Here is a 15,630-nt window from a genome sequence, read left to right on the forward strand (position 1 = left end):
TCTATTCTTCAATATTTACAACGTGATTCCCATCAAAGAAATATAAACATTTCTCTTTTACAGGATGTTGTAAGCTTTTCTCCAGTGCTTTTGCATATAACGAAAGCTGCACTTTATATCGATCTTCTAAAATTGGTTTCGCTTGTTCGAATCCGCCTGGGAATTTCCCTTCAATCGTATCTGTTTTGAAGTCGATTAACGTAATGCCATCTTCCTCTTCAATCATGCAGTCGATAACCCCTTGGACAAGAATCGATTCCCCGCTATTCCCTTGCCAATCTTGATATGCTTCTTCTGCTGCAAGCATCATCGTAAATGGTACTTCACGCTCAACACTTTTCGCCGCTAATACCCTTTTACCTAAGTCACTGTCAAAGAATGAAATTACTTTTTCAATCGCTATTTCTTCCGCCTGCTCGAATGTTAATAATTCCTTATTTACCATTCCAGCAATTTGCTCTTGAAGAACTTCAACCGTAATCGGCTTCTTCAAATCAACATGCTGCATAACGGCATGGACTGCTGTTCCGCGCTCTGCGTACGTTAACCCTTTTTTCTCCATAAAGCGCGGACGTGTTTTAATTGGTGCACGTAGTTTTTTAATAAAGGTGTTATCGCTACCTTCTTCAGATTGATAATTTCTCTTTATTTCTGTAACAGATTGCTTCGCACGATGAGATGTCGCATCCTCATATCCATACTTCCACATTAATCTGTCGTACACTTCTTCTTTCCGTTCACTTTGCAGGGGAACAACCTTTTTCTCACGAAGCGCTTCTAACAATTCTTGTTTTTCTTCTTGAACTGGCTCTGGTGCAAGTAGCGTATTACCATCCACAACTTCTACTTTCCAGCTCGTGTCATACCCGTAAATTTCATCTGGAATACTTCCTTGTCCTAATTCAAGAAGCATTTCACTATCACGGTGTCTATATAATGAAGGTGCAATCCAGTCTAAATAACAAGACGCCCCGGCACGTATATGATCTGGTAATAACCATTCACTATGTTCCCTCGCACCAAGCCATTTTTCCATTTCCTTATTTGCATCCTTAACTGTTCCAATTAAAATTAACTTCTCTTTCGCACGCGTCAATGCTACGTATAGTACGCGCATTTCTTCCGCAATTAATTCCATTTTCATTTTACGCTTAATCGCAAGCTGTGATAATGTTGTATATTTAATTCGTTTACGCGGATCGATAAATTGCGAACCGAAACCGAAATCTTTATGCAATAAGAAACGTTTCATTAAGTCTTGTGTATTAAAACGACGACCGAGTCCAGCTACAAATACAACTGGGAACTCTAACCCTTTACTTTTATGAATCGTCATAATGCGAACAACGTCTTCTTGTTCACCGAGGGCCCTCGCCGTACCCATATCATCACCGCGTTCTAAAATACGTTCAATAAAACGTAAGAAACGGAATAATCCTCTAAATGATGTTGCTTCATATTGTCTTGCGCGGTCATATAGTACGCGTAAGTTTGCCTGCCTTTGCTTTCCAGCTGGTAAACCGCCAACGAAGTCGTAATAACCTGTCTCACCGTACACTTTCCAAATTAAATCAGAAAGTGATTGTTGGCGCGCGAATTCACGCCATCCTTGCAGTAAGTTATAAAACCACTCTAATTTATCATGAAGTTCTTGCTCCTCTTCAAGTGGTGCCCCTTTTAAGAATGAGCTCATTACTTCATAAAATGACCCTTTCTTTCCGTGAGCACGAAGCGTCGCAAGTTCTTCGTCATTTAATCCAACGATCGGTGAACGAAGTACTGCTGCAAGCGGGATATCTTGCATCGGATTATCAATAACGCGGAATACGTTCATCATAATATTTACTTCTGTCGCTTCAAAGTAACCAGTCGCAAGGTCTGCATATACTGGAATTCCTTGTAGTTTTAACTCTTCCATAATTTGCGGTGCCCACGGCATGGAGCGAAGTAAAATAACGAAGTCGCGGTATTGTACTGGGCGCATACTATCATTTTTACGGTCATACACTTCATAACCTGAATCAACCATCGCTTTAATGCGCTGCGCCATAAGACGAGCTTCAAGCTGTGCTTTTTCGACTTCTGCACCTTCTTCACCGTCTATTACTTCTTCTTCCGTTTGCTGAATGCACAGTAGTTCTGCCGCTACATCTTCACCTTCTGGATAGGTAGCACCTAACTTTAATTCAGCGTCTGCATCGTAGTCGATTTCTCCGACTTCTTCACCCATAATTTGTTTGAAGATAAAGTTCGTACCTGCTAGTACTTCATGACGACTACGGAAGTTTTTCGCTAAGTCGATCTTCATTCCACCGCCCAATCCTTCTTGTGTAAAGCGTTTATATTTTCCTAGGAATAGTCCTGGTTCGGCTAGTCGGAAACGATAAATCGACTGTTTTACGTCACCAACCATAAACAAGTTTCCTTCACTCTCAGAATCTTTCGTTACGAATTTAATAATAGATTCCTGTACAAAGTTCGTATCTTGATATTCATCGACTAATACTTCAGCAAATTTATTACGATATTGGAGCGCAACTGCTGACGGATTCATTTCACCATTTTCACTTTGTTCACTTAAAATTTGTAAACAAAAATGCTCTAAATCTGTGAAATCGACCATTCCTTTATCTCGCTTCATCGCTTGGAAACGCTCTGTAAATACTTTTACAAGTTGAACAAGCTTTTCTAATACTGGGTGCATATCTTGAAAATCTCGTAAGAAACTTTCAGGTTTTCGGCTAAATAACTCTTCTTGTAATTTCTTCACTTCATCTTTCGCTTTATTACGAAGAGAGTCTACTTGTTTTACAACATCTTCATTGTAATCACTTTTCTTAATACGCTTTAACGTTTGCCACGATACATTTTGCATCGCTTCATACAAACTTGTCCACGACTCATGAGCAGCTGATGATAGCGTTCCAAGTAAAGCTAGATCTGCTTGCAGGGTTTCAATGCGAGGCGCTGGACCGTCAGGAAGCATTGCGAGTTCAGTTGCCTTACGAATATGCTGTTCCGCTGTTTCAAGCTGGAATTTCACATCTTCTAATAAATAAGAAGCATATACTAAATCTTCAATTGTCTTTCCTTCTACGTCATATGCTTCTACTAATTTATCAAGCCATTTTTCCGGATTTGGATGCGCTCTTGACTCTGTATGAAGCGCTAAAATCATACGTTGTAAGTCATCATCACTACGGTCACTCGTATAACGATCAACAAGTTCAAAGAAGATTGTATTATCTTCGATTCCGTACTCTTCTTCTAATATGTCATCTAGCACTTCTTCTTTTAACAATTCATTTTCTGTTTGATTCGCAATACGGAAACGAGGATCAACATCAAGCATGTAGTAATATCCTCTAATTACTTGTAAACAGAATGAGTGAATTGTTGAAATGGAAGCTTTATTTAATAGGCTCAGCTGCTTTCTTACGTGTTGAGAGCCTGGTTCATCAATTAATACCTTTTCTAACGCTTCCCCGATTCGGTTTTTCATCTCTTGCGCCGCTGCATTCGTAAATGTTACAACGAGCAGGCGGTCGACATCGACTGGATTCTCTTCATTAATAATCTTTTTAATAATACGTTCAACTAATACTGCTGTTTTCCCTGACCCAGCTGCAGCCGCAACTAAAATATCACGTCCATTCGCTACAACAGCTTTCCACTGGTCATCTGTCCATTGACTACCTTCTGGTTTTTTAGGCCAATTTTCTATCATTCTCCGCCAACCTCCTCTCTTATTTTCTCCATCGCTTCGCTATCTTTCATATCTTTTAACGATCGGAACTGATTATCTTCAAGTGACTCATCAAATTGACAAACAGATTTGAAGTTACAGAACGTACATGCTGCTTTATTTCCCATTTTATAAGGAGCAATATCGATAACACCTTCTGTAATATCTTTTCCGATATTTTCAAACGTATGGTGTACATATTTTTGCAGTACGTTAAACTCTTGCTCACTTGCAATACTTGAACGCGCACTAAAGCTACCGTCTTTTTTCAGGCCAGCAGAAATAATATCTGAACTTCCTGTTGAAAGTTTGTTATCCATTAAACGAACAACGTCAGCATCTCCTAATACGAGTCCTTTCATTTTAAATTTCTTTAAAATTTCTTTTTCAATTTCAGCTTCAGATGCGTCACCTTTCATCTCAACGATTGGGTTATGAATATGGAAATACAATACACCAGCTGGTGATGCTGCGTGACCTTTTTTCATCCACGTCTGCGCATTCGAAGTAACAACATCTAAATACGTTAACATTTGAAGTGCTAATCCGTAATACACTTCCGTTAAATCTAACGCTTTTGAACTTGATTTATAATCAATAATACGTAGGAACGTCCCGTTTTCATCTTCTGCCTTATCAACACGGTCAATACGGCCGACAACTTCCATCTTCACACCATTTGGTAATGAGAATTCCATCGGCGGAAGTGAGCCTGTACCACCCATACCGAACGGCACTTCTAAATCAACTGGTACGAATCCGCTTGACTTCGCATGTTCACGAAGAATGATTGACGTACGGAAAATGATTTGTTGTAGTTTTTGTTTTAAATAGAAATGACGGTTTGAACTTAATAAAATTTGTCGTTGTAATAACGGTGCAATTTCTTCTATTACTAAAACAGAAAGATGCTCACACTCTTTTATGGATAAATCCGCCCAAGTACGGTTTTCACGCAATAACTTATCCGCAATTTTCTTTAATGCCGCATGGAATAATTCGCCGATGTCCGGCGCATCAAGCTTGAAAATATCACGCTCTCTAAGCGATAAACCGTGCTGCGCAAAATGAGCGTATGCACAACGGTTAAATAGTTCCATACGAGAGACGCTTCCTTTAATTATATCTCCGTATAAATCTCTACTTACTGCTGTACTTAGTTTCTTCGCACGATTTCGATAGAATAAACTTGATAAGACGCGGCTACTTTTTTGTTTCCATTCATCTGAAGTTACGTAGAAATTATATACGTCCCACCAAAAGTCTAAATTCCCTTCAAATCCGTATCGCTTCCACGTTTGTAGTTGCTGCATAACGTAAGATAACGTTACTTCTGGCGTTGCTACGTATGAAATTTGTTCTGAACGTGATAAATCGTTTACGTCATTGGTAATAAATGAATCTTTCACATTAGGGAACATTCTTTTTATTTTCTTAATAAAGCTAGACGCAAGTAACGTCTTTCCTTCTTCATCTGCAAGCGGGCATGAAATATATAACTTCTCAGATGCTCTCGTTACCATTTGATACATAACGAACTGTTCTTCTAACAAAGTTTGTCTCGTCGTTGGCGCTAATTCAATCCCTGCTGCACCAAGAACTTCTCTTTCTTCATCAGAAAGCATACCTTCGTCCATAGGTGCTGCTGGAATAACCCCCTCATTTACACCTATAATAAACGTTGCTTTCACGTCAGATAACCTGGAGTGATCAATATTAGCAATTAACACTTGGTCTAATGACGGTGGAATGTTAGCAAATTGAAGCGCCTCAAGACCTGTCGACATAACGTCCGTAAACATAGAAAGAGACATTTTCTCTTCACCAAGCATCTCTACAAACGTATCAAGAAGGCTCATTACTTCTTCCCATACTTGTTCATGATCTGTCGCAAATAAGAAATCTCCACTTTCTTCTGCACGTATACGTAATTCTTCTAGTTTTTTCGGAACATCCAGCTCTTCTAGAAATAAGTAAACTGCTTCACACATTTGCATAACTGTTCCTGCACGCTTTAACCTTTTTTGCATGCGAATAACAGGTGTTCTTACAACGTCACGTAACCTATTTATTTTCTCTTCCATTTCACGTTCACTATCTGTAATCATCCCGTTCGTATCATCAAGAGAACGATAACGGCGATACATCCATGGATCCTCTGAAGTCCATCTCTTTCCTTGTACACCGTACGCTAAACAGTAATTTTCAAATTCATCCATTTCTTCACGCATCGTTTCTTTTCTTACATCTAATGGATATAAAAGCTCTGTTTTCACGCAGCGGAACACCGCATCATAACGCCAATTCCCACTAATAATCTCGAGTGCAGAACGAATACATTCTACTAATGGGTGGTGTGACATCGGGCGCTTTTCATCGATGAAGTGCGGGATATTGTAATCTGTAAATAACGTTCGCATCACATCGTAATAACTTTCCCCATTACGAAGAAGAACCGCAATATCTCGGTAACGATAGTTTTCCTCTGCCACAAGTTTACGAATTTCACGAGCAACACCTTCTACCTCTGCTCGTAAATTCGCAGCTGTACTAATCGTTACACTCGCTTCACCGTTAAATTTTTCATTCGGACGCGCTTCATAATGAGCTTCTAAATGCGCTAATGCCGGAGAATGAAAACGCGGCTGTTCCATAAGTGGAATTGTTTTTTCAATTTCTATTTTCTCTTCACGCGCTACTTGTTTGATTTTTTCATACGTTAACGTCGTTTCATAAAATAAATCGAGTTCATTTACTGGCTGTGCTAACGTTTTTTCATCTATCGTTAACGTGATCGTAACTCTCGCTCCGCAAATCATAAGCTGTCTTACAATCTCTAACTCTTGCGGGGAAAATGAATGAAATCCATCTATATAAATTTCCGCACCATTTACATATTCAGACTGCGGAAGCTTTTCCACTAGCAATTGCAGGTAGTCTTCTGAATCTAAATATTTTCCAATTAAAGCACGTTCAAAATCATCGTATAATACCTGTAAATCATACACTTTATTCGCTAGTAACTTTTGTTCGGCACTGCTACTATGCGCATCCAATTGTTGCCACATTTCATATACGTTAGATGGCGTTACATTGTAACGTTTAAACTCTGCAATCATACTGCCAAGATGTTCAAAGAAACCGTTTTGCTCCGCTGCTTTTTGGAACACCGATAATCCATCTTTACGAGACTCTACAATTTTACGGAGTAACATATGTACACCCGCTTCATCAATATGAAGACGACTCGCTCCGCCAACTTCTTGTAGTACCTTCCACGCTAATCGTGAAAAACTAAAAACTTGTGCCCGAATAGAACCTCTTACATCCTCACTTCCAATTAACGCCTGCTGCGTCTGGAATGTCATCTGTTCTGGCACAAGATATAATATTGTTTTCCCTCTCGGGCGTTGTTTTAACTCTTCTTGCACTTCGCGTAAACAAAGTGTACTTTTTCCACTTCCCGCTCTACCAATCACAAATCGAAGTGACATGTAACCCCACCTTTCACTTACATAACGAACGTTAGTTTGCTACTATAATTGTATTATAGTACACGAAAAAAGACAAACTGAGTTGTTTGTCTTTTCTATACTTCTACTTCATTATATCAACCTTTTGAAAAATTCGTTTGCACCTCTTGAATTGGCCAATATCGCAAATCAACTTTACCGACAACTGTATCAGCTTTTACAAAGCCAAAGTGTCTACTATCCCAGCTCCCGAGCCGGTTATCACCTACTACAAAAATAAACCCGGGTGGCACCAGCTTTTCTTTCGTTAACTCTTCTAATGTAAAGTCGCCTGTTAGTTGCCTTCCATTTATCTCTTTCTTATACTTCTCTAAATACGGCTCATCAATAAATTGACCGTTTATATATAACTTATCCTGCTTATATTCAATATGATCTCCAGGTAAACCGATAACCCGCTTTACATAGTCCTCTTTTTTATTCGCATGAAATACCACAACGTCAAATCTGTTCAAGTCCCCAACTTGATAACTCACCTTATTTACAACTAGCATATTGCCATCCTGCAATGTCGGCATCATTGACTTCCCCTCTACAACATACGTTGAAAAGAAAAACGTTCGAAAAAATACAGCTAATAATACACCAATTAAAATTGTTCGTATCCACTCTATGCCTTCTTTTTTCAAAGTTTTCTTCATCTGCTTCTCCCCTTATCCTTTAATACTGAAGCTTTCCTTTACAAAGAAGACTATTCTTAATGTAGTTCTAACTTTACTTCGATTTTCTTACCGACATACCATAAAATAAAAATACCAATCGCTACAATAACTGATTTCACTGGATTATGAATAAATGACATTAAATCATGACCGATATACGTTAAAATAAAAATCATCACAAGTTTTCCGAATGCTAACGCTAGACCAAACTGTTTTACACTAATTCGGGATAAACCAGCGACAACATTTATTAGCGCTGACGGTGTAAACGGAAAACAAAATATAACAAAAATCGGTGCGAATCCTTTCCTTTCAATCCACCCCATTGCTTTTCGTACTCTCTCATGCTTATTTACAAACGAAAAGAAACGACTGCGACCAAAATGGCGGATGATGAAAAAGACAAGTAATGCACCCATTACTGATCCAAGCCATGAATAAAGAAAACCGAGCCAAAAGCCAAATGCAACAGCATTCGCCAGTACAAATACAATAAGCGGTAGTGCTGGAATCAACGCCTCTATCATCGGTAAACCAATACCAAGAAGTGGTCCGAACGCTTTATAACTCTCAACAATATGATCCATATTTTCTGGTGAAAAATACTCTTTGATTGTCTGAAAATCCATTCTACACTTTACCCCTTTACTCTAAATACTATCCCTACTGTATCATTGCTTATATGAAAGAGGAAATGGTAGATACGACATACGGAGATGTATTTATTAAAGTTTCCATATCTTTCATAAGAATTCCTTCATTATTTAGCTATGATAATCTATCAATATTCGACAGGACGTGTCGTTCATTTTGTTATTTAGATTGTTTTTCGGTTTTTATCGGTAAATGAAATTATACTGGTGATTTTCTAAATATATCAATTACAACTCGTTTTTTCTAATATATCGCCTGATCTACAAAGACTGACTGACAAACAAAAAAAGAATGGGGATTCCCCCATCCTTTCACACTTCGCCTTCCTTCACAAAATACACCTTCTCATAAGCGGGTCTTAATGTTGATTCCTCTTTTTTATCGACCTCTTTAAAACAAGGATTCCCTTGTTTTTTCCTACGATCTTCATATTCAGTACGTAATTTCGCTGTACGATTTTGTTGATTTTCAAAACTAGTTTTTGATATTTCTAATTTCACAGCAAAGCCATTTATAAATCTAATAATAAGATTTCCATCTTTTAATTCTTTATTACTTTCAATATAAAAATGAGACAACCACGCGCACTCTTTTCTAGAGTAAGAATAGGTAGGGAAAAAATAAAGTTGATCTGCTGGACTAATCGCAATCGGTGCTTTATGTGTAATATGAGTTAACTCTTTCGTCCCTTCTTTTCTGCCTAAGAAACTAGAGCCATGCTTGCGGCAACTTCTTTCTATAATATCTAGAGGTTTTTGAAATACGAAAAAAGAATCATTCATTTCAACGACTCGCGTAACAATTTTCTTTTCACTTAGAATAACAGGAAGTAAGGCCATCGTATTTTTCGTTACAACATAATTTTCGACATAGCGTTCCACTTTACTTTCCATACTCCATTATCTCCTTTTTTCCATTTATATTAGCAGCTGCATATATAATTTTAGCATCTATGAAAAGGAAATAGCTTACAAGTTCCGCTTTTTTACAATTTTTTATCATTTATCAAACATTTGTTAAACAATAAAATCACAATATAGAAATTAATTAATTTTAAAGTTATAAAAACAGCATTTATACTACCTATAAATATTTATTATCCATTCCTCATTTCACATCATTACAACAACTAACTTTGCTATAATTAAAATGTAAATCCAATATCTGGAGGGCCACTATGGAAGAAAAAGAGATCCAACCATCGATTCAAATGAAAAATAGTAGCGTCATTATCGTGAAAAACTCAGCTAGTATTATATTCGGTTTATTTTTCATTCTGCTATTCTTTGCCAAACCGTTTCGTAAATCAAAATGTCCAGAATGTAAAAAACGTGAGAAGAAAAAATCAGGGCAAGAACATTAAAAGGCCTTCCTTTATGGAATGCCTTTTTACATTTGTAGTATCATTTTATTTATTCTTCTTCCCCCTAAAAAACGACTATATTTTCTTCCAAGGTTCTCTACATCTTTTTTGATTTGTAATATGATCCTTATATAAAACATGAGAAAGAGTATTTGTACTTGTTACCCGCTTTTAATTTTTATTAAAAAATTCAAATTTGTACATCTTTATCCATCACTAACAATTCGTTAATTAGTTAACTTTGCAATATAAGTTTTGTATATAATGTCATTCAAAAACACAATATATATAAGTAGCTATTTATAATTACATTGCTTTTTATCGAATTCTACAAAGGAGTTGTATACTATGGATAAAGAAAATCCATTAAATCAGCAGGTTAATAGCATTCCCTCAGATGCTCTGAATACCCCTAGTAAGGAACAAGAACAACTGTTAGAAACATCATCTCAAAACGTACAAAATTCCAACAACAACGCTAACAAAAAAGATGTTACTCAAGGTCTATCTGGAAAAGATTTCCCCATTTCAACAGAGAATACAAATTTATAGTTATTTACTATCATACGCAGCAAATGCTCTTGCTGAACTAATTCTTCTACAGAAACTAATACGCATTCCAGATAATTTTTTACCAGTTGTAACATCGAAAAAGAGATTTAGATATAAAAACAGGCTCTAAAAAAACTTTCTCCACAACAAAAAAAGGATGGCATTAGCCATCCTTTTTTCCATCATCAACTATAAAATTATAGTTTGATTACGTTTTTAGCTTGAGGTCCACGGTTACCGTCTTCGATTTCGAAGCTAACTTTTTGACCTTCTTCTAAAGATTTGAAACCGTCAGTTTCGATTGCTGAGAAGTGTACGAATACGTCGTTTTCGCCTGGAACTTCGATGAAACCGAAACCTTTTTCGTTGTTAAACCATTTTACTTGTCCTGTTACTGCCATAATTATTTCCTCCTAAGAAAATACAAATTTTAAATTTTTTAGTCTTCCTGTCTAAAAAAAGAATCCACACATTATCAAATACGAAACATAAACTAGTTCTCACATACTTTTTCTCGTTCGTTTTCAGCACTTGATAACATATGGATTGCTTAATTTAACTATTCAACTGACATCATCATAGCACATTAAAATAAAATGTACAATCTTTTTCGAAAATAGAATTTCTAATTTTTAGTATTTCTTATAAAATATAATTATCTCTATTCTAAATAAGGAGGAGTTTATGACCAATAAAATTCCTAGAAAAACATTAAAAAGAATTGAAGAGGATATTGAAAATAATAATCTTGGAAAAGCAAGAGATAGATTGCATGGCCTCATCTTTACATACCCAAATGAATTACATCTTCGAAAACAACTCGGAGATATTTATTATAAATTACAATATCCAGAAATGGCTGGACGTTACTGGTATCTAGAAGAGCATAAAACAGGTATTATGCATGAATCATGTTTATTATTTGAAAAATCAATGGGAAATAGTCCTCATCATATTGCACGTGCTTTAAAGTTTAAAGGCGATTCTAACCATATAAAAGGTTTGTATAAAGATCAACCTTTATCTTCAGTGCAGAAGAAAGTAGCAGAGGAGTTAATTTATGAGTATAAAGAAACATGGAAAGATAAGCTAGTTCCTTTTGGCTGTCTAGCATTGCTTGCTTCCCTTCTCTTTTCTGCCGTTGTTGGTCTATTCACTATTTGGAATTGGATTTTTTAATCACAGGGGGAATTTTCACATGTCAAACTACGCTAAAGAAGAAAGGCTAACAGGGGGAAACGTCTCAAGCGTATATCGTTCTGAAAATACTGTTCGGCGAGAGTTAAAGCCAGACAGTGAAAAGATTCATAAGCTATTGCAACATTTAGAAAACAAAGGATTTCATTATGCTCCAAAGTTTTTAGGTGCAGATGAAAAGGATAGAGAGATTTTATCCTTTATTGAAGGAGAAGCTGGCAATTATCCTTTAAAAGAATATATGCGATCTAATGATGTATTAAAAGAAATAGCAAAGATGCTCCGCCTTTACCATGATGCTGTAAGTGATTTTCCGTTATTAGCTGATTGGAAACCGATGGATCATACTCCAAATAACATTGAGGTTTTATGTCACAATGATTTTGCCATATATAACATTATTTTTAATAATGAGAAGCCAGTAGGGATTATTGATTTCGATGTTGCTGCTCCTGGTCCAAGACTATGGGATATCGCTTATACACTCTATACTTGTGTGCCTTTAAGTAGAGTGTATTATACTGAATCCGGTGAAGCCGTTCATTATGACTCATCGCAACATGCAGATCGTATTAAAGAGAGAGTGAATTTGTTCGTTCAGTCCTATGATAAAAATATGGATGAAGATTACTTAGGAATGGTGTTGCTTCGATTAGAAGGGTTATGTACATATATGAAACGAAAAGCTCAAGAAGGCGACTTGAATTTCCAAAGAATGATCGATGAAGGACATCTAGAGCATTATGAGAAAGATATGAAGTTTATTCGTGATCATAGGGCTGAGTGGAGTTGATTTAGTAATAAAGAAAAGTTAGTATCGTTTTTTGCCGACAACTCAATCTCTCTTTTCGAATCGTTTAGAAAATAACAAGGGGCACCTTTCAAAAAGGTGCCCCTTCCTTTTATTTCGTAAACTGTGCTTCTTCCGTAGATCCTTTTAACGCTGTCGTTGATGAAGTTCCGCCTGTAATCACTTGTGCCACTTCATCAAAGTAGCCTGTTCCTACTTCACGTTGATGACGTGTTGCAGAGTAGCCATGTTTTTCAGCTGCGAATTCTGCTTGTTGTAGTTCAGAGTATGCTGCCATGCCGCGCTCTTTATAGCCACGTGCTAGTTCAAACATACCGTAATTTAATGAATGGAATCCAGCAAGTGTTACGAATTGGAACTTGTAACCGTAAGATGCGATTTCCTTTTGGAAGCTTGCAATTGTTTTTTCATCTAGTTTTTGTTTCCAGTTGAATGAAGGTGAGCAGTTATATGCAAGTAGCTTCCCTGGATGCTCCTTATGAATTGCGTCCGCAAATCGTTTTGCATCTTCTAAATTTGGTTCTGACGTTTCACACCAAACGAGGTCTGCGTACGGTGCATACGCTAAACCGCGCGCAATTGCTTGATCAAGACCTGCATTCGTACGGTAAAACCCTTCTGGTGTTCTTTCTCCTGTAATAAATGCTTTATCAACAGGATCAATATCGCTCGTAATTAAATCAGCTGCATCCGCATCTGTTCTTGCAACGATAATTGTCGGCACTCCCATTACATCTGCTGCAAGGCGTGCAGAAATTAAATTGCGTACTGCTGTTTGCGTTGGTAGTAGTACTTTTCCGCCTAAATGGCCACATTTTTTCTCTGAAGATAATTGATCTTCAAAATGCACACCTGATGCACCTGCTTCAATCATACCTTTCATCAGTTCGAATACATTTAATTGCCCACCAAATCCAGCTTCTGCATCTGCTACAATCGGTACGAAATAGTCTGTATCATCGCTTCCTTCCATATGCTGAATTTGATCCGCACGTTGAAGCGTTTGATTAATTCGTTTTACTACAGCAGGTACGCTGTTCGCTGGATATAAACTTTGGTCTGGATACATATGCCCAGAAAGGTTTGCATCAGCTGCTACTTGCCAACCACTTAAGTAAATCGCTTTTAACCCAGCTTTTACTTGTTGCATCGCTTGGTTTCCTGTTAATGCGCCAAGTGCGTTAATATAGTCTTCTGTATGAAGCGATGTCCAAAGCTTCTCAGCACCACGACGCGCTAACGTATGTTCAATATCAATTGACCCGCGCAGGCGAATTACATCTTCTGCGGAATATGGACGTGTGATCCCTTTCCAACGCTCATCTAATTCCCAGCTTTCTTGTAACTTCTCGATTCTTTCGTTTTTCATTTGTTCCATCCCCTTTTCATTTTTTATAAAATTTCATAACCCGGTAATGTTAAAAATGGTACGAATTCATCATTTCGAACGAGATTTGTAAACAACGTTGTCGCCTCTTGGAATCTCCCTTTATTAAAGGCTTCCTTACCAATCTCTCTTTCTATTTTTGCTAATTCTTCTTCTTTTAATTCTTCCATTAATTCAAGCGTAATATTACGACCATCATTTAGTTTTCCACCTTCATGACGAATCCATTGCCATACTTGTGCTCTTGAAATTTCAGCTGTTGCCGCATCTTCCATTAAGTTATAAATGGGTGCTGCTCCCCGTCCGCTTAACCAAGATGCAATATATTGAATACCTACGCTAATATTCATGCGAAGGCCCTCTTCTGTAATCGTTCCCACCGGTACCTCTAGTAAATCGCTTTCTGTTACACATATTTCTTCACGTTTTCTAAAAATTTGATTTGGTGTTTTCATAATGTGATTAAACACTTCCATTGCAACCGGTACAAGTCCAGGGTGGGCAACCCAAGTCCCGTCATGACCGTCTAAAGCTTCGCGTTCCTTATCAGCACGCACTTTTTCAAAAGCTGCTTCATTTGCTTCTGGATTATTTTTAATCGGAATTTGTGCCGCCATTCCTCCAATTGCTGGTGCATTACGGCGGTGACATGTTTGAATTACTTTCAAAGAATACGAACGCATAAATGGCGCCGTCATCGTGACTTGTGCTCTATCTGGTAGTAAGAATTTATTATGATTACGGAAACTCTTTAAAAAGCTAAAAATATAATCCCATCTTCCGCAGTTTAAGCCAGCAGAATGATCTTTTAGCTCATACAAAATTTCATCCATTTCAAACGAAGCGTGAATCGTTTCCAGTAACACAGTTGCTTTAATCGTTCCATTTGGAATGCCGATATATTTTTGAGCAAATACGAATACATCATTCCATAATCTCGCTTCTAAATAACTTTCCATTTTCGGTAAGTAAAAGTATGGGCCGCTCCCTTTTGCTAAAAGAGCTTTCGCATTATGGAAAAAGTACAAGCCGAAGTCTACTAAGCTACCCGACATATTTTTCCCATCAACTTGCATATGCTTTTCCTCTAAATGCCATCCTCTTGGACGTACAATGAGTACAGCTGTTTTCTCATTTAATCTATATTCTTTCCCTTTATCATTTTCATGTGAAATCGTTCCCTTTACTGCATCTCGTAAATTGATTTGACCTTCCACTGCATTTTCCCAAGTTGGTGAATTCGAATCTTCAAAATCCGCCATAAAAAGATGCGCTCCTGAATTTAAAGCGTTAATGACCATCTTTCTATCTACCGGTCCAGTAATCTCTACACGGCGATCCTCTAAGTCTTTTGGCAGCTTGGCAATTGTCCAATCCGCTTCACGTATGTGTTTTGTTTCTTCTAGAAACTTCGGAAACTCCCCTGCATCAATTCTCTTTTGTTTTTCTACACGTTTTTGTAAAAGTTCTATGCGGCGCTCATTAAAATTCTCATGTAGTTCCTTCAAAAAACTAAGCACCTCAGGTGTCAATATTTCGCTGTACGCTGGTAACATTTCTCCAACGAGTGTAACCCGTGAAGTTTGCGTCGACATATTAGCATCCCCTTCTTAAACTGTTTTATAACAGATTTGATTTCATGTTTTATATTATATAACAAATCTTCAGAAAAGGAAGTTTTTTTTGAAAATTCATTTCGCTTTTTTTCAAAACGCCATTCTTTCGC

General features: G+C 37.3%; 12 protein-coding genes. 4 read left to right on the forward strand and 8 right to left on the reverse strand.

The genetic code is table 11. The annotated features are described in order from the left end of the window. Position 1: 1 nt before the first annotated feature. From addA to GBN78_RS04155, 5 genes are all read right to left on the reverse strand, one after another. Positions 2–3,727 carry a helicase-exonuclease AddAB subunit AddA gene (gene addA, locus GBN78_RS04135; protein WP_152126987.1) on the reverse strand — a complete coding sequence of 1,242 codons (3,726 nt, stop codon included), beginning with the start codon at positions 3,725–3,727 and terminating at the stop codon, positions 2–4. After that, positions 3,724–7,239, reverse strand: coding sequence for a helicase-exonuclease AddAB subunit AddB (addB, locus tag GBN78_RS04140; RefSeq protein ID WP_152126989.1), 3,516 nt, complete (start codon positions 7,237–7,239; stop codon positions 3,724–3,726). Before addB ends, addA begins: the two co-directional genes overlap by 4 nt. 116 nt (positions 7,240–7,355) lie before the next feature. Then, complete coding sequence (gene lepB, locus GBN78_RS04145; protein WP_000751910.1) at positions 7,356–7,919, reverse strand: signal peptidase I; 564 nt, start codon at positions 7,917–7,919, stop codon at positions 7,356–7,358. Between the two features lie 56 nt (positions 7,920–7,975). Next, positions 7,976–8,569 carry a TVP38/TMEM64 family protein gene (locus GBN78_RS04150; RefSeq protein ID WP_000347517.1) on the reverse strand — a complete coding sequence of 198 codons (594 nt, stop codon included), beginning with the start codon at positions 8,567–8,569 and terminating at the stop codon, positions 7,976–7,978. A gap of 336 nt (positions 8,570–8,905) precedes the next feature. Next, positions 8,906–9,487, reverse strand: coding sequence for a competence protein ComK (locus tag GBN78_RS04155; RefSeq protein ID WP_000444441.1), 582 nt, complete (start codon positions 9,485–9,487; stop codon positions 8,906–8,908). Positions 9,488–9,771: 284 nt separating this feature from the next. Here GBN78_RS04155 and GBN78_RS04160 point away from each other — a divergent pair, with 284 nt between their 5' ends. Both GBN78_RS04160 and GBN78_RS04165 read left to right on the forward strand, forming a co-directional pair. Continuing rightward, complete coding sequence (locus GBN78_RS04160; protein WP_000391372.1) at positions 9,772–9,957, forward strand: hypothetical protein; 186 nt, start codon at positions 9,772–9,774, stop codon at positions 9,955–9,957. Between the two features lie 348 nt (positions 9,958–10,305). Beyond that, a complete protein-coding gene (locus GBN78_RS04165) occupies positions 10,306–10,509 on the forward strand; it encodes a hypothetical protein (RefSeq protein WP_000356922.1) in 204 nt (67 codons plus the stop codon). A 197-nt stretch (positions 10,510–10,706) separates the two neighbouring features. Here the strand turns inward: GBN78_RS04165 and cspA are convergent, their stop codons facing one another. After that, on the reverse strand, positions 10,707–10,910 hold the full coding sequence (gene cspA / locus GBN78_RS04170) for an RNA chaperone/antiterminator CspA (RefSeq protein ID WP_000301518.1): 204 nt from the start codon (positions 10,908–10,910) through the stop codon (positions 10,707–10,709). A 283-nt stretch (positions 10,911–11,193) separates the two neighbouring features. Here cspA and GBN78_RS04175 point away from each other — a divergent pair, with 283 nt between their 5' ends. Both GBN78_RS04175 and GBN78_RS04180 read left to right on the forward strand, forming a co-directional pair. Then, positions 11,194–11,688: a DUF6584 family protein gene (locus GBN78_RS04175; RefSeq protein ID WP_000182395.1), complete on the forward strand. Its 495-nt coding sequence runs from the start codon at positions 11,194–11,196 to the stop codon at positions 11,686–11,688. A 19-nt stretch (positions 11,689–11,707) separates the two neighbouring features. Beyond that, on the forward strand, positions 11,708–12,499 hold the full coding sequence (locus GBN78_RS04180; RefSeq protein ID WP_000073786.1) for a phosphotransferase: 792 nt from the start codon (positions 11,708–11,710) through the stop codon (positions 12,497–12,499). 109 nt (positions 12,500–12,608) lie between these two features. Here GBN78_RS04180 and aceA read toward each other — a convergent pair whose 3' ends face one another. Together aceA and aceB are read right to left on the reverse strand one after the other, a co-directional pair. Next, on the reverse strand, positions 12,609–13,886 hold the full coding sequence (aceA, locus tag GBN78_RS04185; protein WP_000787346.1) for an isocitrate lyase: 1,278 nt from the start codon (positions 13,884–13,886) through the stop codon (positions 12,609–12,611). A 23-nt stretch (positions 13,887–13,909) separates the two neighbouring features. Continuing rightward, on the reverse strand, positions 13,910–15,499 hold the full coding sequence (gene aceB / locus GBN78_RS04190) for a malate synthase A (RefSeq protein ID WP_152126991.1): 1,590 nt from the start codon (positions 15,497–15,499) through the stop codon (positions 13,910–13,912). Between the last annotated feature and the right edge of the window lie 131 nt (positions 15,500–15,630).

Source organism: Bacillus sp. B2-WWTP-C-10-Post-4 (genome assembly GCF_009183805.1).
Taxonomy (GTDB): Bacteria; Bacillota; Bacilli; order Bacillales; family Bacillaceae_G; genus Bacillus_A; species Bacillus_A cereus.